The organism is Kribbella sp. NPDC049227 (genome assembly GCF_043197265.1).
Classification (GTDB): domain Bacteria; phylum Actinomycetota; class Actinomycetes; order Propionibacteriales; family Kribbellaceae; genus Kribbella.
This window is the reverse complement of sequence record NZ_JBICST010000006.1, coordinates 563,365-582,401: the sequence shown is the minus strand read 5'-3', so window position 1 is coordinate 582,401 and position 19,037 is coordinate 563,365. Positions and strand designations below refer to the sequence as shown.

General features: G+C 70.0%; 13 protein-coding genes and 1 pseudogene. 11 read left to right on the top strand and 3 right to left on the bottom strand.

Annotated features, from left to right (window positions below; all coding sequences use genetic code 11):
- The 3 genes and pseudogenes from ACGFH6_RS28805 to ACGFH6_RS28795 all read left to right on the top strand — a co-directional run.
- A pseudogene (locus ACGFH6_RS28805) lies at positions 1-3,473 on the top strand (hypothetical protein); the annotation flags it as partial.
- Entirely contained in the window at positions 3,467-3,994 is a 528-nt protein-coding gene (locus ACGFH6_RS28800; RefSeq protein ID WP_393390159.1) for a hypothetical protein, read from the top strand. The pseudogene ACGFH6_RS28805 and the gene ACGFH6_RS28800, both read left to right, overlap by 7 nt.
- 1 nt (position 3,995) lies before the next feature.
- The gene (locus ACGFH6_RS28795; protein ID WP_393390156.1) at positions 3,996-4,277 is read left to right on the top strand and encodes a hypothetical protein; all 282 of its coding nucleotides are present in this window, start codon (positions 3,996-3,998) and stop codon (positions 4,275-4,277) included.
- Between the two features lie 6 nt (positions 4,278-4,283).
- Here the strand turns inward: ACGFH6_RS28795 and ACGFH6_RS28790 are convergent, their stop codons facing one another.
- Positions 4,284-5,132, bottom strand: a complete 849-nt coding sequence (locus tag ACGFH6_RS28790) for a hypothetical protein (protein ID WP_393390153.1) — start codon at positions 5,130-5,132, stop codon at positions 4,284-4,286.
- 134 nt (positions 5,133-5,266) lie between these two features.
- On the opposite strand from ACGFH6_RS28790, the gene eccCa reads away from it, so the two are divergent.
- The 6 genes from eccCa to ACGFH6_RS28760 all read left to right on the top strand — a co-directional run bounded on the left by eccCa (position 5,267) and on the right by ACGFH6_RS28760 (position 14,155).
- Positions 5,267-9,286: a type VII secretion protein EccCa gene (eccCa, locus tag ACGFH6_RS28785; protein ID WP_393390150.1), complete on the top strand. Its 4,020-nt coding sequence runs from the start codon at positions 5,267-5,269 to the stop codon at positions 9,284-9,286.
- On the top strand, positions 9,283-9,666 hold the full coding sequence (locus ACGFH6_RS28780; RefSeq protein WP_393390147.1) for a hypothetical protein: 384 nt from the start codon (positions 9,283-9,285) through the stop codon (positions 9,664-9,666). The genes eccCa and ACGFH6_RS28780 overlap by 4 nt, the downstream gene beginning before the upstream one ends.
- 1 nt (position 9,667) lies before the next feature.
- Positions 9,668-10,717 carry a DUF6177 family protein gene (locus tag ACGFH6_RS28775; RefSeq protein ID WP_393390144.1) on the top strand — a complete coding sequence of 350 codons (1,050 nt, stop codon included), beginning with the start codon at positions 9,668-9,670 and terminating at the stop codon, positions 10,715-10,717.
- A gap of 28 nt (positions 10,718-10,745) precedes the next feature.
- Complete coding sequence (locus ACGFH6_RS28770; protein ID WP_393390141.1) at positions 10,746-12,068, top strand: EsaB/YukD family protein; 1,323 nt, start codon at positions 10,746-10,748, stop codon at positions 12,066-12,068.
- A gap of 12 nt (positions 12,069-12,080) precedes the next feature.
- Positions 12,081-13,415, top strand: a complete 1,335-nt coding sequence (locus tag ACGFH6_RS28765) for a MinD/ParA family protein (RefSeq protein ID WP_393390139.1) — start codon at positions 12,081-12,083, stop codon at positions 13,413-13,415.
- Between the two features lie 164 nt (positions 13,416-13,579).
- On the top strand, positions 13,580-14,155 hold the full coding sequence (locus ACGFH6_RS28760; RefSeq protein WP_393390136.1) for a Rieske (2Fe-2S) protein: 576 nt from the start codon (positions 13,580-13,582) through the stop codon (positions 14,153-14,155).
- A 47-nt stretch (positions 14,156-14,202) separates the two neighbouring features.
- On the opposite strand, the gene ACGFH6_RS28755 is transcribed toward ACGFH6_RS28760, so the two are convergent.
- Both ACGFH6_RS28755 and ACGFH6_RS28750 read right to left on the bottom strand, forming a co-directional pair.
- A complete protein-coding gene (locus tag ACGFH6_RS28755; protein ID WP_393390133.1) occupies positions 14,203-15,423 on the bottom strand; it encodes a S8 family peptidase in 1,221 nt (406 codons plus the stop codon).
- A gap of 149 nt (positions 15,424-15,572) precedes the next feature.
- Positions 15,573-16,028, bottom strand: a complete 456-nt coding sequence (locus ACGFH6_RS28750; protein WP_393390131.1) for a DUF6194 family protein — start codon at positions 16,026-16,028, stop codon at positions 15,573-15,575.
- Positions 16,029-16,110: 82 nt separating this feature from the next.
- On the opposite strand from ACGFH6_RS28750, the gene uvrC reads away from it, so the two are divergent.
- Together uvrC and rapZ are read left to right on the top strand one after the other, a co-directional pair.
- Positions 16,111-18,141 carry an excinuclease ABC subunit UvrC gene (gene uvrC / locus ACGFH6_RS28745; RefSeq protein ID WP_393390129.1) on the top strand — a complete coding sequence of 677 codons (2,031 nt, stop codon included), beginning with the start codon at positions 16,111-16,113 and terminating at the stop codon, positions 18,139-18,141.
- On the top strand, positions 18,141-19,007 hold the full coding sequence (gene rapZ / locus ACGFH6_RS28740) for an RNase adapter RapZ (RefSeq protein WP_131515931.1): 867 nt from the start codon (positions 18,141-18,143) through the stop codon (positions 19,005-19,007). The genes uvrC and rapZ overlap by 1 nt, the downstream gene beginning before the upstream one ends.
- Positions 19,008-19,037: the final 30 nt, after the last annotated feature.

The window sequence follows — 19,037 nt, the reverse complement described above, 5'->3', positions numbered from 1 at the left end:
GTACGCCGGAGACGCATGGGCCGGAGGGTCGTACGCCGGAGACGCATGGGCCGGAGGGTCGTACGCCGGAGACGCATGGGCCGGAGGGTCGTACGCCGGAGACGCATGGGCCGGAGGGTCGTACGCCGGAGACGCATGGGCCGGAGGGTCGTACGCCGGACTCGCATGGGCCGGAGGGTCGTACGCCGGACCCGCACGCGCCGGAAGGTCGTACCCCAGAAGCGCACACCCCGGCGGGGCGTACCCCCGGGGGTGCCGGGCATACGCCGGAGACGCACGCGCCGGAGGGTCGCACACCGGACCCGCACGCGCCGAACGGGCGTGCCCCGGAAACGGAGACCCCGGCGGGGCGCACCCCGGGGGCCGACGGGCGTACGCCGGATGGGCACACTCCAGACGCGCGCACGCCGGAAACACGTGCGGCAGAGACGCGTGTGCCGGAGGGCCGCACACCGGACGCGCGCACGCCGGATATGCATGCGGCAGAGACGCGTACCCCCGACACGCGCACTTCCGGTGCGCATGTGGCGGAGGGGCGTGGGGCTCCGCAGTTCGGGGCTGGGCGGGTGGACGACGGCGGACCGTTTGCGGGATCGGAGTTGGCTGATCGGGGGTTCCGGGCTTCGGCGCAGGACGAGGCGGCGTACCGGGCCACGTTGCGGTCGATCGACCGGGCCAAGATGGCCGAGCACCGGGGGCGTGGGCGAGTACAGCTCGGGGATCAGATCGACGAGCTGTCGGACGTCGAGCTCAATGCCATGGAAGAGATGCTCGGGATGCCCCATCAGGACATCAACCGAGCGTTCCGTGCAGGCGACCCGAATATCGAGCGGATGCCGCTCGTCCGCGTGGCGACGTCGGCGATGAACAGACTGCCTGACCACGTGGGGGAGATCCATCGAGGGATCACCTTCGACACGCCGGGCGAACTGCAGGCGTTCCTGGACCGGTACACGCCGGGCAACACCGTCCGGGAGCCGGCGTTCACGCACTCGGACAAGGACCCGGCCGGTGCTGAGATCTTCAGCGGCGGGCAGTACGCGCCGGCTCGGGTGGTCATGCACATCGATGCTCACCACGGCAAGGACATGTCGTTCCTGCGTGATCCGCACCTCGGTGTGGACGAGGTCATCCACCCGCCGCACACGTCGTTCTACCCGACGAAGCTGGAGTTCGATCCGGAGACCAAGACGTGGCACGTGCATGTACGTGACCACGGCGGGCCGGTCGACGCGCCTGTCGGCGAGGCGCCGCGGGTTGTGGTGGAGCCTGACAACACGAGTTCGTACTGGCGGCAGCAGGCGGAGAGCCGCTACCCGTCGCCGCAGCACCCGCCGCAGCCTCCGGTAGACCTTTCCGTTCCCGGCCAGCCTGTTCACCCGACGGCACCGTTCGGCCCCGGCCAGCCGCACCAGCCAGCCGACCCGTTCGCCCCGAGCCAGCACCAGCAGCCCTACGGCCCAGGCCAGCCGAACTACGGCCCGCCCCAGCCGGGGCAGTCGTTTGGTCCGGGGCAGCCGGACTATGGGCCGTCTCAGCCGGGGCAGTCATTTGGTCCGGGGCAGCCCGACTATGGGCCGGCTCAGCCGGGGCAGTCGTTCGGTCCGGGCCAGCACCAGCCGGGTGAGTCGTACGGACCTGGGCAGTCGCAGCAGCCGGGTGAGTCGTTTGGGCCTGGGCAGCACCAGCAGCCTGACTACGGTCCGCCCCATCCGGAGCCGGACTACGGGCCGCAGCAGGCCCATCACCCGGGGCCGCAGCAGCCGGGGTATCAGCCACGGCAGCAGCCGCATCAGCAGTACCCGGGCCATCAGGAGCCGGGGCAGCCGCACCAGCCGTACGGGCCGCCGCATCAGCAGCCGCATGCGCCGAACCAGCCGGGCCAACCCGGGCAGCCGGGGTTTGGTCCAGGGCATCGGCAACCGGAGCAGCCGGGCTACCCGGGGCATCAGCACCCGAACGGGCCGCAAGAGCCGGGGTACCCGGGGCATCAGCCGCATCAGCCGTACCCGGGGCATCAGCAGCCGCATCAGCAGCCGGGACAGCCGCTCCAGCCGTACGGGCCACCGCATCAGCAGCCGGGCCAGCCGCACCAGCCGTACGGGCCGCCGCATCAGCAGCCGCATGCGCCGCACCAGCCGGGCCAGCCCGGGCAGCCGGGGTTTGGTCCGGGGCATCGGCAACCGGGGGAGCCGGGGTTCGGTCCGGGGCATCGGGAGCCGGAGCAGCCGGGGTACCCGGGGCAGCAGCCGCATCAGCCGTACCCGGGGCATCAGCAGCCGGGGCAGCCGCACCAGCCGTACGGGCCGTCTCATCAGCGGCCGCCGTACGGGCCGGGCCATCAGCAGCCGCATGCGCCGAACCAGCCCGGGCAGCCGCATCCGCAGCCGGGCCAGCCCCCGCACCACCCAGGGCAGCAACCGGGCCAGCCCCCGCTCCACCCAGGGCAGCAACCGGGGCAGCCTCCGTATCATCCGGGGCAGGAGCCGTTTGGGCCGGCGGGGCATGATCCGTATGGGCCTCCGCGTCAGCCGGAGTCGCCGTACGGGCCGCCGCAGCAACCGCATCAGCAGCCCTACAACCCGCAGCAGCCGCACAACCCGCAGCAGCCGTATGACCCGCGGCAGCCGTACAACCCGCAGCAGCGGCCGGGGTACTCGCCGCCGGAACATGGGCCGTACGCCCGCCACGACCAGCCGCCGCGGCAGGGCGGATACGGATCCGCGCCGGACGGTCCGCAGCCGGACTACTCGTCACACCCCGGCCACGGTGAGCAGCCGCACGGTGAGCAGCCGGCGCACGGTGAGCGGCCGGCGCACAGTGAGCAGCCGACGCACGGGACGGCGCCGGAGGGTGGCTCGCCGGCGGCCCGGCGGAACGCGGAGTATCCGGTGCGCGAACCGGACCACAACGAGTTCGTCGAGAACGACACCCCGAAGGCGGAGGCCGGCTACCGCGACATCCGGAACATGACGGATGACGTTCCGAACGTCGCCGCGGCGGCGGACCTCGATCCGTCGCTGGTGGACACGGCGAGGCGGAACCTCTTCGTGAACACCCACGATGTCGCGGTCGGCCCCGGCGACGTCCGGCACGGCTATTTCAGAGCGGACGAGGTCATCGCCGACCTGTGGAAGGAAGCGGCGTCGGGGAAGCAGTTGTCCCCCGACAAGGTCAACATGCTGCGGTCGCTGATCGCCCACGAGGTCGTTGAAGCCAAGCTGATCGAGGCCGGGGTACCGTACAACTTCGCCGAACCGAAGCTGTGGGGACCGGACAAGTACTACGACTTCAGCCGCGAGCACGCGGGTGCGCATCAGGTGGCACCCCGGTCGTTGCAGAGCTGGGACGAGGCGGACTTGCTGAAACACTGGAGAACGCTCGGGCTGACCCCTCCTCCCGGTGGGATCGCGCCCGATCTGTCGAACCTGGACGAGGTCGTCCGAGCTGCGATCGAGGGGATGGGATGGTGACCGACACGACCGCCGCGGAGCGCATGGTCGACCGCCTCCTCGCCGTGAAATGGGACGACGATGTCGCCTATCAGCGGCGCCGCTCGCGCGCACGGCTGGCGAGCGAGTTCCTGCGACGGACGGCGCAGTGGGCGCTGGCCGTCGGAGCCACCGAGAGTTGGCCGTTCGGCGATCTGGCCGGCGCCGTGGATCCGGCGGTCGCTGTCGACCCGGCGCTGCTGGCCAGGCTGGCGCTCGACGCGGCGACCGCGGGCGAGTTTCCGATCCGTCCGACGGATGCCGCGGTGATCGTGCGGTGGGCAGCGCTCGGGGACCTGCCGCGGCAGCGGTTCCCGGAGTTGGCCGATCCGTACGAGCCGTTGCTGGTGATGTTCGGCCGTGGCGGTGCGTACACGGTGGCGAACGGCGCGATCGAGTTGGGCTACGGCACGCTCCCGATCCTGTCGGTGGCAGAGCGGGCTTCGCTTGCGCCGCAACCGATCGACGCGGCGTCGCTGGACGCGTTGGACCGGGAGGGCTGAGATGTCCGGGAACTACGGTACGCAGGTCATCGAGTCGGTCGCGGTCCGGCGGCGGCGGTTGCGGGAGGCCTGGTTGTTCGGGGCCGAACGGGCCAGGAACACGCTGACCGAGCAGACCGGGAAGGTGTTCGCCAGCGTGATGATCGGGGCGGTCGCCTGTGCCGGGTGTGCCGGTGTCTCGTACTTCAAGACCTCGATGGCCAAGGAGAACGAGAAGAACCAGCAGCCGGTGCCGACGGCAACGACCTCCGGCCCGGTCAGTCCGTCGCCGTCGAAGAGGTAGCCGGCCTCAGCGACCGAACAGGTGCCGCAGCCAGGTCCGCCGCGGCTGTGGCTTGACCGCGGCCGGGAGTACGGCGGTCGGCGGTGTCGCCAGCGTCACGGGAACCTGGACCATCTGGTCGCCCTGCAACCAGAAGAGATCCGGCGAGCATCGGTCCGGCGCGCCCTGGTAGCTCTCGGCGACCCACCGGGCGAGCGCGTCGGCGCGCGCCTGGCCGGCGTCGGCGGGGCAGTACGCGAGCGTGCTCAATCGGGGTACGCCGATCAACAGGCCCGCTCCCATCGATGCCTGCGGCAACAAGTTTTCCCGGTCCACGATCGCCATCGAGACCAGCGGGTCGTCGTCGCGGCCGAGGACGGTGAAGCCATCGTGCTGCTGCGGCTCCAGGTCGGCGATCTCGGCCAGGGACAACTGCACCGGTGACGGTACGCCGGGATCGGCGAGCCCGAGCATCGCGCGCCGGACCACCGTCAGCCGGCGCAGTTCTTCGCCCGTACGGACGAAGACGACGACCTCGAAGTGGTCCCCGAACGGGATCAACGCGTCGGCGACCGGGCCTGCCGTCCGGGCGGACCAGCCGCGCTGCACCAGCAGGGCACGCTGGCGTTCGCCGACGTCGCCGTACCGGTGCTCCTCGGTGGCGAGCTCACCCTCCGCGACGACGGCCCGCAGCCAGGCCTCGATCTGCTCCGGCCAGCGCGGCTGTGGTAGCTGGAGGCAACGATTGACGATCTCGCCGACGCCGACCACCGCGGACATCTGCAGTGCACCCCGGCCCCAGCCGACCTCCACGGTCCGCTCGTCGGCGTCCACCACGCAACCCGGTAACCAGATCGGTGCGAGATCCGAAATCATTTCCACCACGGTGGAATCGTTCGCGCCCGTCATCCCTTGACCTCACCCACCACTAGAGTGTCTCGCACGTCCGTCGGTAAGAAGTACGAAGTCCCCCGCGCAACCGCGGGCTGGTCCAGCGGAGGAAAACCTTAGTGGCAAGCCGGATCGTGCACCGCCCGGCGCGGCGCACACCTGCCCCCGGGGTGCAGCAGCAGCGAGTGATCGAGGTCGCACCGAGTCTTGGCGGTGCCGGCGGCGGTGGAGGCGGCGGCGCCATGCAGATGCTGCTGCCGATGGTCGGCAGCATCGGTTCGGTCGCGATGATGACGATGGGCCGCTCCGGTCCGATGGTCATGGTCGGTGTCGGGCTGCTCGCGCTCACCATGGTCGGTTCCATCGGCGGCATGATCGCGTCGCGGGGCAAGGGTGGCAAGGACCGCAAGCAGCAGCGCACCCGCTATCTGGACTACCTGGAGCGGATGCGGGACGACTTCTCGAAAGAGGAGCGGAAGGCCCGGGCCCAGGCGCTCGAGCTGAACCCGCCACCGGACGCGCTGCTCGACTGCGTCGTGGACGTGTCCCGGCTGTGGGAGCGGCGCCGTACCGACAGTGACTTCCTGCAGCCACGCTGCGGTAGCGGCCGGGTGCCGGTGGTCCCGGCGACGGTTGGCCAGGGCGGTTCCGCGATGGAGCCCCCGGACCAGTTCATGATGGCGGAAGCCAACGCGCTGGTCCGGCGGTTCACGCTGATGCCGGACATGCCGCTGACGGTCCCGCTGGACCACGTCGGCAATGTCAGCATCATCGGTGACCGCGAGGGCGTCGTCCGGGTGGCTCGGTCACTGCTCGTGCAGACGGCGGTGTTCCACGCACCGGAGGACGTGATCCTGGCGGCCGCGTACCCGCGGGCCGCGCTTCCGGACTGGCAGTGGCTGAGCTGGCTGCCGCATGTCCAGGACCCGGAGCGCGCGGACGGCCCGACGCCGTTCCGCCGGATCGCCGACACGCCGCAGAAGCTGTCGCAACTGCTCTCGGACGACCTGTCCGAGCGGGTCCAGTGGGCGACCGAGTCGCGCCGCGGCTCGGTGAGCTTCGAGGACCGTCGCAAGCTGACCCAGCGGATCCTGGTCCTGCATGACACGTACGGCGACGTCGCGGCGGAGGTCCGCCCGCAGGCCGACGACTCCCTCGTCCCCGGCGAGCTCGGTGTCACCGTGCTGCACCTGGTCGCCGACCGCGTCCAGGAGCCGAGCTCGGTGACGATGCGCATCACCGTGTACGGCGACGACGTCCGCATCGAGGACCTGCGCGGGCAGTACCCGATGGTCGCCAGCGGCCAGGTCGACCGCCTGGACGCGGCGGTGGCCGAGGGCGTGGCCCGCGAGCTCGCGCCGCTGCGGCTGTCGGCGGAGTCCCTGGAGGAGGACGCCCAGCTCGACGACGTCGACTTCATGGGCCTGATCGGCATCGGGGACGTCGCCGAGCTGGACTTCAGCCAGCTGTGGAAGCCGCGGTCCGACCGGCAGTTCCTGCGGGTCCCGCTCGGGGTCGACGACAACGGCGCCGTCGTCCTGGTCGACCTGAAGGAATCCGCCCAGCTCGGTATGGGCCCGCACGGGTTGTGCATCGGTGCGACCGGTTCGGGTAAGTCCGAGGTACTGCGGACCATGGTGCTGGCTCTGCTGGCCACACACAGTCCGGAGGATCTCGCGCTGGTTCTGGTCGACTTCAAGGGTGGTGCGTCGTTCGCGCCGTTCGCCGGTGTGCCGCACGTGGCCGGCATCATCACCAACCTGCGTGACGACGCCAGTCTGATCGAGCGCGCGTACAAGAGCCTGGAAGGCGAGGTGCTGCGCCGCCAGCAGGTGCTGAAGGACGCGGGCAACATCGCCAACATCACCGACTACCGGCTGCACCGCGAGCAGAACCCGGACCTGCCGGCGCTGCCGCACCTGTTCGTGATCATCGACGAGTTCGGCGAGTTGCTGAACGAGCGTCCGGACTTCATCGATCTGTTCCTCTCGATCGGCCGGATCGGCCGGTCGATCGGTGTGCACCTGCTGCTGTCCAGCCAGCGGATCGAGTCCGGCAAGCTGCGCGGGCTCGAGACCTACCTGTCGTACCGGCTCGGCCTGCGGACGTTCTCCGAGGAAGAGAGCCGGACGGTGCTGGACACCACCGACGCCTTCCACCTGCCGCCGCTGCCGGGCTTCGGGTTCCTGAAGGTCGACACGAGCGTCTACCAGCGGTTCCGGGCGGCGTACATCTCCGGCCCGTACGTCCCGCCGGCCGACGAGGTCGTCGAGGACCAGGGCGAGTACGTCCGGCCGCACGAGCTGACGCCGTACCAGCAGTCCGAGGCGGAGCTGGAGGCGCACAGGCCGGTCGAGGAGAAGGCGACCGAGCGGACGACCGGTCCGACGGTGCTGAACGTGTTCGTCGACCAGGTACGCCGTACCGCTCAGCCGGTGCTGAAGATCTGGCTGCCGCCGCTGCCGGCCGCCTGCACGCTGGACGGTCTGGCCGGCCGTGCGGACTACGTCGACGGCCGGGGGCTGCAGCTGGCGGTTCGGTCGCCGCAGATGTGCCCGCCGGTGGGCGTGGTCGACGACCCGGCCAACCAGCGCCAGGAGGTCTTCCGGCTGGACCTGACCCGGGCCGGTGGCCACGCCGCGATCGTCGGCGGCCCGCAGTCCGGCAAGACGACTGCGCTGCGGACGCTGGTGACCTCGCTGGCGCACACCCACACCCCGCAAGAGGTCGCGATCTACGCGCTCGATCTCGCCGGTGGCGGTATGCAGGCGCTGTCCGAGCTTCCGCACGTCGGCGGTGTCGCGCTGCGCACCGACCGGGAGCGGATCCGGCGGACGGTCGAAGAGATCCGCGGCATGATCGACCAGCGCGAGCGGGTGTTCCGCAACCACGCCATCGACACGATGGAGGCGCTGCGCGCGGACCACGCGGCCGGCAGCCTCCCGGAGCTGCCGACGGCGGACGTCGTCCTCGTGATCGACAACTTCGGCGCGATCCGGACGACGTTCGACGAACTGGACGAGCCGATCACCGACATCCTCCAGCGGGGCAGCAGCTACGGCGTGCACGTGGTCACGGCGATGATGCGGTGGAACGACATCCGGATGCAGAACCAGTCGATGTTCGGGACGATGCTCGAGCTCCGGCTGAACGACCCGTCGGACTCCAATATCGACCGGCGCCTGCAGGACGTGCTGCGCAAGGCGGGCCCGGGCCGGATGCTGATCCCGGGCAGCAAGCTGTACGCCCAGTTCGCGCTGCCCCGGATCGACGGTGCGGCCGACGACACGAACCTGACCGACGTACTCGAGGCCCAGGCGGTGGCGGCGCGGTCCACCTGGCAGGGTCCGCGGGCACCGCAGATCCGGATCCTGCCGCTGCAGCTGCCGCGCAACCAGGTGGCCGACGAGGTCCGGCAGCCGGCCGTCGTCCCGATCGGTGTGGACGAGCGGGCGCTGGCACCGGTGTATCTCGACCTGGCCGGCCGGGACACCAACCTGGTCGTCTTCGGCGACAGCGGGTCCGGTAAGACCAACATCGTCCGGCTGGTCGTGCAGCAGCTGATCGACCAGCACACCTCGGACCAGCTCGTGTTCGCGGTGATGGACCCGCGACGCGGCCTGCGCGAGTTCGTCCCGGAGGCGTACGTCGGTGGCTACGCGCCGACGGGCCGGGTCGCCGCCGGGCTCGCCAACGGGGTGTCGGAGGAGCTGGCGAAGCGGATGCCGGACGACACCGGCGCGATCCCCGAGGCAGGGCAGGGCGGCCCGCGGATCGTCGTGCTGGCCGACGACTACGACCTGCTGACATCGGGCGGCCAGTCGCCGATGGACGCGTTCCTGCCGTACGTCGCGTCGGGCCGCGACATCAAGCTGCACTTCATCGTCACCAGGCGCGCCTCAGGTGCGTCGCGGCAGATGTACGAGCCGTTCATGTCCGCGGTGCTGGAGTCCGGAGCGGCCGGTCTGGTCCTGTCCGGCGACCGCAGCGAGGGACAGCTCTTCACCGGGGCCTACCCCGGCGACTACCCGCCCGGCCGCGGTTTGTTCGTACGACGAGGCGACGGGCCGGAGCTGGTCCAGACGGCGATGGCGGACCCGGCACCGGCCGTCGCCCAGAGCAGCGGAGGAACGACATGACCTACGACCTGGTGGCGCTCGTGGACGGGCGGCCGTCGAGCGACGACATCCTGGCGGGCCTGCGGGCCGCGGGGGAGGAGCTCGGTGTCCGCGCGGTCAGCGACGGGGCCGTCGTCCAGCTCTGCGACGCCGACGACCTGCCGCTGGTGTCGGTCGAGCTGCCGTTGCTGATCCAGGTGCCGGGTGAGGTCGAGCGGATGCTCGGTCCCGGCGTCGGTCCGGTGCGGACGCCGGCGTGGTGGGTGGAGATCCGCGCGACGGCGACCGAGGGTGGCCGCGAAGTGGCGGAGAAGTACGCGAACTCGCTGATCGACCGGCTCGGCGGCAAGGTCTGGACGTCCGCGGGCGTCGGGGCACCCGAGACCGAAGGGACGAACTGAGATGCCGAACGACCTGACCTTCAGCCCGGGCGTCGACCTGATCACGGACAAGGTCGCCGTCGTCATGCAGGACCGCCCGGTGATCGGTATGTCGGCCTGGCTCAGCGACGCGCTGACGTCGGCCAAGGCGGCCGGGCGCGACGTCCAGCTGATCACGCCGAAGACGTCCAGCCTGACCTGGCCGGTGCGCTCGACGCTGTTCGGCGGCCTGAACGCGAAGTGGGTCGTCACCGCCGACGACGGGGAGTACTTCGACGGCCTCAACGGGGTCCGGCTGAAGTGGAACGGCGAGCAGTTCCTGGCCCGGTCGACGGCCAAGCCAGGGGAGCAGACGTCGGACCTGCATCCGGACTTCGCCGTCCAGGACGACTTGTTCGGCCAGTTGCAGTTCACCGTGCGGGTCCGGCACAAGCCGGTTGCGAGCCTGGTGCTGGGCCGCGTCGCCGAACGGCTGTTCACCGCGACCACCGGCACCGGACCGGCCGGCTGGTCGACGTCCGAGCCGGTCACCCAGCCCTGGAGCCCGGAGGCGCTGACCGAGTACTGCCGCGGCCGGGCGCCGGATCCGACCTGGTTGATCCTCGCGGGGCAGCCCGGCGCGGAGTTCCGGCCCGCGGTCGGCACCTTGGAGGCTCGCCGGACCCAGTCCGGCCTGGACGAGACGGTGACGCTGGCGGTCGCCCAGCCCGGGATGGACTTCCCCGACGTGAACAAGGTCGGCGACTGGATCGACGAGATCGCCGACAATTTCGAGCTGATCTCGGCGATGGTCATGGGGTCGTACGGCGCCGCCGACGGGACCTACCAGCCGCGGTTCGTCGCGATGGCGAGCCCGATCGGGATCGCGGCCGGCCACGAGGCGGTCGAGGGTTCCAGCGTGGCGGAGATGGTGAAGGTCGAGGGGATCAGCAAGGCGCTGGCCATCGGCCCGGCGCACGCGCCCGCGATCTGGTACCCGATCGGGAACGGCCGGGATCCGCGCGACTGGGAGAAGTACGCGGCGCTGATGAAGAAGCTCATCCCGGCCGAGGCGCTGGCCGGCCGGAAGTGACGAACGAGTACGACGGGAGTAGACAAGGATGAGCGTGTACAGCCGGGTGACGGTGATCGGTCAGCGCCGTCGGCTGGATGCGGTGCTGCCCGCCGACGAACCGCTCGGCGTACTGCTGCCGGACCTGCTGCGGATGCTGGACGAGCCGCTCCAGCAGACACCTCAGCGGCGCTTCCTCACCACCGCGGCCGGTGCGTTGGTTCCGCCGGAGGGCACACTCGCGTCCGCGCAGATCATCGACGGCACGGTGCTGCGGCTCGCGGCCGAGGGTGAGCTGCCTCCGCCCCCGACCGTGTACGACGTCACCGAGGAAGCGGTCGAGGACCTCAAACGCCGAGGTACGACGTTCAAGCCCGCGCACCGGCGGATCCTGGCCGGGGCCGGGCTGGTGTTCTCGATCATCGCCGGCGCGATCTCGCTGCTGGTGGCGGCGCCGAACGCGCTGACCGCGGCGATCCTGGTGGTGCTGGCCGCGATCTGTGCCTTCATCGGCATCGCCCTCGGTCGCGGCGGCAGCAAGGTGGTCGCGATCCCGCTGATCACGGTCGCGACGGTGCTGCTGGCGCTGTCGGTCGGCTTCTGGGCGCTCGATGCGGGATGGGATCTCGGGCTCGTCATCACGCTCGGCGCACTCTGTCTTGCCTTCGGACCGTTGCTGTACGCCGCCGCGGGCGTGGCCGGTGGTGGCGCGGTCGCTTCCGCGACGTCGATCCTGTTCGTCGCGGTCTGGATGATCGGTGTCGGCACCGGACTGGCCACCGAGCGGGTCGGTGCGCTCGCGGCACTGCTCGCCGTACTGCTGCTCGGACTGCTGCCGCGGATGGCGCTGGCGCTGTCCGGACTGTCCAACCTGGACGACCGTCGCGCGTCCGGCCAGGAGATCATGCGCGGCGACGTGCAGAGTGCGCTGAACGCGGCGCACCTGGGTCTCGCGTTGGCGACCGTGCCGATCGCAGTGTCCTCGGCGGTAGCCGGGATCATGCTGCTGCGGCAGGGCGGTGCGTGGGCGGTCGCACTCGCGCTGGTGCTGGCGTTCCTGCTGGCGTCGCGGTCGCGGTTGTACCCGCTGGTGAGTGAGGTGGCCGTTCTGTTCGCGGCCGCGTTCACGATCGTGACGGGGTGCGTGCTGATCGCGGCGCTGAACGGTCAGGGCGGTGCGTTCATCGCGCTCGGGTTGCTGGTGCTGGTGGCGATGTTCTGCGCCTTCGGTCTCGGTTTCGCACCGGCGGAGCATGTCCGCGCGCGGCTCACACAACTGCTCGACTATCTTGAGGTCGGGGCGATCATCGTGACGGTCCCCCTGGCGCTGGGTGTGTTCGGCGTCTACTCCAAACTGCTGCACGCGTTCTGACGACCGGATGGAATGACTGAATCGAACTGGCAGGGTGACATGCTGCGCCGGATGGCGGAGCAGCCACCGGCCGAAGAACAGGCCCGCACCGACAACCCGCCGGCTCCCGCGGAACCGGGTCCGGAAGCACCGCCTGCCCCGGCGCCACCGCAACAGCAGTACCCGCCCCAGCAGTACCCGCCCCAGCCCTACCCCCAGGAGCAGTACCCGCCGCCGCAGTACGACCAGCAGCCGTACCCGCCGCAGCAGTACTACCCACCACAGCAGCCGTACGAGCAATACCCGCAGCAGCCCTACCCGCAGGAGCAATACCCACCACAGCAGTACCCGCAGCAGCCGTATCCGCAGGAGCAGTACCCGCCACAGCAGTACCCGCCGCCGCAGTACGACCAGGGCCAGTACCCGCCGCCGCAGCCGGATCCGTACCAGTACATGCCGCCACCTCCTCCGCCGTACCAGGAGGCGCCGCCGTACCAGCAGTACCCACCGCAGCAGCCGCCGCCTCAGCCTCAGCAGGACGGGTGGGGAGCGCCGCAGCCGCAGCAGGAGGGCGACGAGGGCGACTCGGTGTTCCGGCACTTCCGCCGGATCGCGTCCGAGGCGGCGTACCTGATCGGCGCGTCCGGACGGATGCAGCGCGACGTCGACCACATCGCGACCATCCGCCGACCGATCGCGATCATGCGTCGCGTCGGCGTGCTGAGTCCGGTCACCGACGGCGGTACGTCGACAGTCACCGCACTGCTCGCCACCATGCTTGCGGCGCAACGCAGCGACCGCGTGGTCGCGGTGGACGTCGACCCGGCCGGTGCGGAGCTGTCGCGACGACTTGAGGTGTCACTGGGCGCCGGTCCGATCGAGGGCGTCAGTCTGGTCCGAAGCGACCCCAGCGCAGACGCGGTCCGTACGACGCTCGCCGAGGTGCAAGGCCAAGGCGCGCGGGACGTCGGCCTGGCCGTGGTGGACTGCCCTGGGACCATGTTCGACGAGATCGCCACCGTGATGGCGTCCTCGGGGCACTGCGCTGTGCTCGTGGTGCCGTCCGCGCAGCAGGTGGCGAACTACTGCCTGACGCAGCTCGACCAGCTGACGCCGGACGGACAGGACGTGCTGCTGAGCCGCGGCATCGTCGTCATCACCATGGTCGAGAACGTCCACCCGGGCTCGATCAACTGGCTGGTCGAGGCCTTCCGGCAACGGGGTCTGGAGCCGATCGTGCTGCCGTACGACGTCCACATCGCGCAGGCCTGGCCGATGCACACCGAGGAGCTCCAGGCCGAGACGCGGCGCGCTGTGCTCGACCTGGCGGCCCGGGTGGTCGACACGGTCACCCGCACTGCCAGCTGATTCACAGCAAACTTTCAAATCGCGGTTGAATCCCGTGGTGGTTGAACCGTTCGCCTCAGCCGGCCGTTTGACTCGGTATCCGCCCGTTTGGAGGGGTCGGGTAGACAGCAAAGAAGCAGAGCGTTCAATTACTTCGACCAGCAAGCTCCTGGAGGTCCAGATTCATGAGCGATGACACCATGGCACCACCCACCCCGCAGTCGACCGAGGCGGCCCCTGCGCCCGAGGACGTGCGCGACCGGAGGACGGTGTTGCGCTGTGCGGCCATGGCTGCACTCGTGGGTGCCAGCGCCCCGATTCTCGCGGCCTGCGGTGGTGGCGACAACACGGCGGGAGGCGGCACGAGCAGCTCCGCGCCGACGACCGGCACCAGCTCAGCACCGACGACGGGCACCAGTTCGGCGCCGACCAGCGGGACCAGTTCCGCGCCGCCGTCCAGTGCGAGCGGGGGCACGGTCCTCGGCCCGGTGTCCGACGTACCGGTCGGTGGCGGCAAGATCTTCACCGACGCGAAGGTGGTCGTGACGCAGCCTGCCGCGGGCCAGTTCAAGGGCTTCTCCGCGGTCTGCACCCACCAGGGCAACCCGGTGGGCTCGATCGAGAGCGGACAGATCGTCTGCCCGTTCCACGGCAGCCACTTCAGCATCAGCGACGGCAGCCCGACCAGTGGTCCGGCGCAGCGCCCGCTCCCCGCGGTGAACGTGGCCGTCGAGGGCAGCAACATCGTGCAGTCCGCCTGACGACAGCGAAGGGCCCGGCCGCTCTGCGAGAGCGGCCGGGCCCCGTGTCAGCCCTGTGCCGGGTCGGCCTTGCCGACGAACAGGAGCTTGTTCGGCGAACCTGTGCCCGGGTCGCCGACCTTGTCCGGCGTCGAGGCGCCGACCAGGGCGGTGGCGACGTCAGCCGGCGTCGCGTCCGGGTGGTCGGCCAGGTAGAGCGCGACCCCACCGGCCACGTGCGGCGTGGCCATCGACGTACCACTCATCTTGGCGGTCGCGTCCGGGTCGGTGATGCCGACCGACGTGATGTCGACACCAGGTGCGAACAGGTCGACGCACTTGCCCCAGTTCGAGAACGTCGCCTTCTGGTCCTGGTCGTCGGTCGCGCCGACCGTGATCGCGGACGGCTCCTTGGCCGGCGAGCCACCGCACGCGTCCGAGCCCTCGTTGCCCGCGGCAACGGCGTACGTGACGCCGGAGTCGACCGACGCCTTCACCGCCGCGTCGAGCGCGTCGTCCGCGCCGCCGCCCAGGCTCATGTTCGCCACCGCGGGCTTCTTCGCGTTCTTGGTCACCCAGTCGATCCCGGCCACCACGGACTCGGTCGAACCCGAGCCGCTGCAGTCGAGCACCCGGACGCCGAACACCTTGGCGCCCTTGGCGAGACCGTACGTCGTACCGGCGATGGTGCCGGCCACGTGGCTGCCGTGACCCATGCAGTCGACGCCGTTCTGGCCGTCGCCGACGGTGTCGGTGCCGACCGACGCGCGGCCGCCGAAGTCCTTGTGCTCGGCGTAGATGCCGGTGTCGATCACGTAGACGTTCACGTTGTCGGCGGTGGTGGCTGCCTCGTACTTCTTGTCCAGCGGCAGGTCGCGCTGGTCGGCCCGGTCCAGGCCCCACGGCGGGTCGTCCTGGCTGACCGTGATCTTCTGGTTCTGCTGTACGTAGGCGACCCGCGCGTCGCCGGCCAGCTTCTTCGCCTGCTCCTCACTCATACTCGCCGAGAAGCCCTTGATCGACGCGTCGTAGTGGTCGCGGACCTTCACGTCGTAGCTGCTCGCCAGGCTCTGGTTGGTGGCCCGGGTCTGGGCCTGCGAGCGCTGGCCCGCGAGGACGACGATGTAGCTGCCTGGGATCGCGCCTGGGGTGCCGGCGCCGCGGATCGTGACGTCCGCCTGCTGTGCGGCATCACTGCCGGCAGCGGTGGCGACGATCGCGGTGGCGGCGAGCGCGGCGGCTGCCACGGCGCCGAGAACGGCACGTGGCCTGCGTACGGATAGGGACATGGGCGGAACTCCCTCGAGTCAGCGCAAGGCCTTGTTGCCTCACGCAAAGGTCCTGCACATCTACCCTGAGTCACACGCTAGAGAGCCCGCTCATCCCAACCGGGGGTCAAACCGGCCTTATGGGACAACCCGCAACACGACCGCAATGTTCACCTGGTTTGCCGCGCCCGATGCCGGTCGTACTTGCGGACGGCGAACTCGTACGCCTCGGTCAGCAGCGGCTTCAACGGGTCGAGTTCGGTGGGGGAGACGATGCAGACCCAGTACTGCGAGGCGTAGAAGGGGTGCGGCATCAGCTTGTCGCGTTGGGTGTAGTCGTGGGCCGAGTCGAGCACCCAGTCGGCGTCCCGCTCGGTCGGCACGGATCCGAACAGTGAGGTGTACGTCGCTTTGGTCAGCCCGATGTTCAGCCGCCACGCGCCGGGCTCGTCCAGCCGGGAGACCTTCTCGTAGTGGTCGCCGGTGACGATCGTGGCGAAGGGTTGCTGCCGCTCCGGCGGCAGGTCCGCGGCCGGGTCGTACAGGTAGAACAGGTCGTCCTGGGCCTCGAGTACCCGCAGGCCGTCGTACGTGCGGATCAGCCGATCCAGTTCGTCGAGGTTCATGCCTTCAAGTGTGTCATTGAAGGCGCAGTAGAGACTTTTGCACAATTCCGGATTTGTCGGCGAACCGAACTAGGGTGGTTGGGTGGCTGATCCGTCCTCGTACCGTCCCGCTCCAGGGTCGATCCCCGACTCACCCGGTGTCTACCGCTTCAGTGATGCCGCCGGACGGGTGATCTATGTCGGCAAGGCGAAGAACCTGCGGGCCCGGTTGTCGTCGTACTTCCAGGACCTGATCAACCTGCATCCGCGCACCCAGGCGATGGTCACGACCGCCTCGAAGGTCGAGTGGACCGTGGTCGGCAGCGAGGTCGAGTCGCTGCAGCTCGAATACTCCTGGATCAAGGAGTACGACCCGCGCTTCAACGTGAAGTACCGCGACGACAAGTCGTACCCGTGGCTCGCCATCACCCTCAACGAGGACTACCCGCGGGTGATGGTCGGCCGGGGCCAGAAGAAGAAGGGCGTGCGGTACTTCGGTCCGTACAGTCACGCCTGGGCGATCCGCGAGACCGTCGACCTGCTGCTGCGGGTGTTCCCGATGCGCTCGTGCAGCAAGGGCGTGTTCAACCGGCACCGCCAGATCGGCCGTCCGTGCCTGCTCGGCTACATCGGCAAGTGCGCCGCGCCCTGCACCGGTCAGGTGAGCCAGGAGGAGCACCGCAAGATCGTCGACGACTTCGCCGCCTTCCTGTCCGGCCAGACCGCAACGTACGTGCGCCGGCTGGAGAAGGAGATGAAGGCCGCGGCGGCCGAGCTGGAGTACGAGCGCGCCGCGAAGATCCGCGACGACCTGGCCGCGCTGGAGAAGGCACTGGCGAAGAACGCGGTGGTCCTCGGCGACGGCACCGACACCGACGTGATCGCCCTCAGCGAGGACCCGCTCGAGGTCGCGGTGCAGATCTTCTACGTGCGTGGCGGCCGGATCCGTGGTGAGCGCGGCTGGATCGCGGACAAGGCCGACGGTACGGCGACCACCGGCGACCTGGTGTCGCGGTTCATCCAGCAGACGTACGCCGGTGACTCGGGCGACGTGATCCCGCGCGAGATCCTGGTCCCGACCGAGCCGGACGACGCGGAGGCGCTGACCGAGTGGCTGTCCGAGCTGCGCGGCTCGAAGGTGTTCATCCGGGTCCCGCAGCGCGGTGACAAGAAGGCGCTGATGGAGACGGTCGGGCGGAACGCGCTGCAGACGCTGACCATGCACAAGACCAAGCGGGCCAGCGATCTGACCACCCGCAACCTGGCGCTGGAGGAGATCCAGGCCGCGCTCGATCTGCCGGAGGCGCCGCTGCGGCTGGAGTGCTACGACGTCTCGAACCTGCAGGGCACCGAGGTGGTCGCCTCGATGGTCGTCTTCGAGGACGGCCTGCCGCGCAAGAGCGAATACCGGCGGTTCGTCATCAAGGGCGTCGACGGGCAGAACGACGTCGCCTCGATCGCCGAGGTGCTGACCCGGCGGTTCAAGCGGCTGCTCGACGAGCGGGCCACATTGCAGGAGGACGAGGACCCTGTGGCCGGCCTGATCGACCCGGAGACAGGTCGCGCGCGGAAGTTCTCGTACGCGCCCGGTCTGGTCGTGGTCGACGGTGGTCCGCCGCAGGTCGCGGCCGCGCGGCAGGCGATGGACGAGCTCGGCCTCGGCGACATCCCGGTCGTCGGCCTGGCCAAGCGGCTCGAGGAGGTGTGGGTCCCGGACGAGGAGGACCCGGTCATCTTCTCCCGCACGTCCGAAGGGCTGTATCTCCTGCAGAGGCTGCGCGACGAGGCGCACCGCTTCGCCATCACCCATCACCGCAGCCGACGGTCGAAGTCGATGGTGGAGAGCGTCCTCGACGAGGTCTCCGGCCTGGGCGAGGTGCGGCGCAAGACCCTGCTGCGGCATTTCGGGTCGTTGAAGAAGCTGCGCCAGGCGACCGTCGACGAGGTCGCCGACCTGCCCGGATTCGGTCGTCGTACGGCGGAATCCGTCGTACTCGCGGTGAACGCTGCGGCAACGAAGGCCGACACCGGCCGGGCGCCGTCGGTGAACACGGCCACAGGCGAGATACTGGACGACGACGTCCCGGCGCCGGCCGGGGCGCCCGACGGGGACCCAGGGAGAACTGAGAGCTGATGGACGACTCGGGCGGCAATCTCATCATCGTGTCCGGCATGTCCGGCGCGGGACGGAGCTCGGTCGCGGACGTACTGGAGGACCTCGGCTGGTTCGTGGTCGACAACCTGCCACCGATGTTCCTCACCACCCTCGTCGAGCAGGTCGTCGGCACCGGCGCGGCGCCACGGCTCGCGATCGTCGTCGACGTACGGACCGGGCTGTTCTTCGACGAACTGAGCTCGGCGATCCACGACCTGCGGCTGAAGGGGTACCGACCGCTGACGCTGTTCCTCGAGGCGTCCGACGACGTGATCGTGCGCCGGCAGGAGAGCGTCCGCCGGCCGCACCCACTGCAGGGCGAGGGCCGGCTGCTGACCGGCATCCAGCGCGAACGTGAACTGCTCGGCGACATCCGGGCCGGCGCGGACCTGGTCATCGACACCTCGAACATGAACATCCACCAGCTCGCCGCGAAGATCGTGAACGCCTTCGGCGACGAGGAGAACGCCGAGCTCAGGGCGACCGTGGTGTCGTTCGGGTTCAAGTACGGCATCCCGGTCGACGCCGACGTGGTGGCCGACATGCGGTTCATCCCGAACCCGTACTGGCAGCCGGATCTGCGCCCGATGACCGGGCAGGACAAGCCTGTGTCAGACTTCGTCCTCGGCCATCCGCTGGCCCAGCAGTTCCTGCAGAACTACGTCGACGTGCTGGACACCCTGCGGACCGGCTACCTGAACGAGGGCAAGCGCTTCGTCACCGTCGCGATCGGGTGCACCGGGGGTAAGCACCGCAGTGTCGCGATGGCCGAGGAGATCGCCCGCAGGCTGCGCGAGAGAGGGTCACCGACGTTGGTCGTGCACCGGGATCTGGGGCGGGAGTGAGCCAGAGCATCTCGGACGACTCTGCCCGCG

What these genes read in the sequence shown, in the direction of transcription:
- ACGFH6_RS28800 (WP_393390159.1), top strand. Translation starts at nt 3,467, where the DNA reads ATGGTGACCGACACGACCGCCGCGGAGCGCATGGTCGACCGCCTCCTC.
- ACGFH6_RS28795 (WP_393390156.1), top strand. Translation starts at nt 3,996, where the DNA reads ATGTCCGGGAACTACGGTACGCAGGTCATCGAGTCGGTCGCGGTCCGG.
- ACGFH6_RS28790 (WP_393390153.1), bottom strand. Translation starts at nt 5,132, where the DNA reads ATGATTTCGGATCTCGCACCGATCTGGTTACCGGGTTGCGTGGTGGAC.
- ACGFH6_RS28780 (WP_393390147.1), top strand. Translation starts at nt 9,283, where the DNA reads ATGACCTACGACCTGGTGGCGCTCGTGGACGGGCGGCCGTCGAGCGAC.
- ACGFH6_RS28775 (WP_393390144.1), top strand. Translation starts at nt 9,668, where the DNA reads ATGCCGAACGACCTGACCTTCAGCCCGGGCGTCGACCTGATCACGGAC.
- ACGFH6_RS28770 (WP_393390141.1), top strand. Translation starts at nt 10,746, where the DNA reads ATGAGCGTGTACAGCCGGGTGACGGTGATCGGTCAGCGCCGTCGGCTG.
- ACGFH6_RS28765 (WP_393390139.1), top strand. Translation starts at nt 12,081, where the DNA reads ATGACTGAATCGAACTGGCAGGGTGACATGCTGCGCCGGATGGCGGAG.
- ACGFH6_RS28760 (WP_393390136.1), top strand. Translation starts at nt 13,580, where the DNA reads ATGAGCGATGACACCATGGCACCACCCACCCCGCAGTCGACCGAGGCG.
- ACGFH6_RS28755 (WP_393390133.1), bottom strand. Translation starts at nt 15,423, where the DNA reads ATGTCCCTATCCGTACGCAGGCCACGTGCCGTTCTCGGCGCCGTGGCA.
- ACGFH6_RS28750 (WP_393390131.1), bottom strand. Translation starts at nt 16,028, where the DNA reads ATGAACCTCGACGAACTGGATCGGCTGATCCGCACGTACGACGGCCTG.
- rapZ (WP_131515931.1), top strand. Translation starts at nt 18,141, where the DNA reads ATGGACGACTCGGGCGGCAATCTCATCATCGTGTCCGGCATGTCCGGC.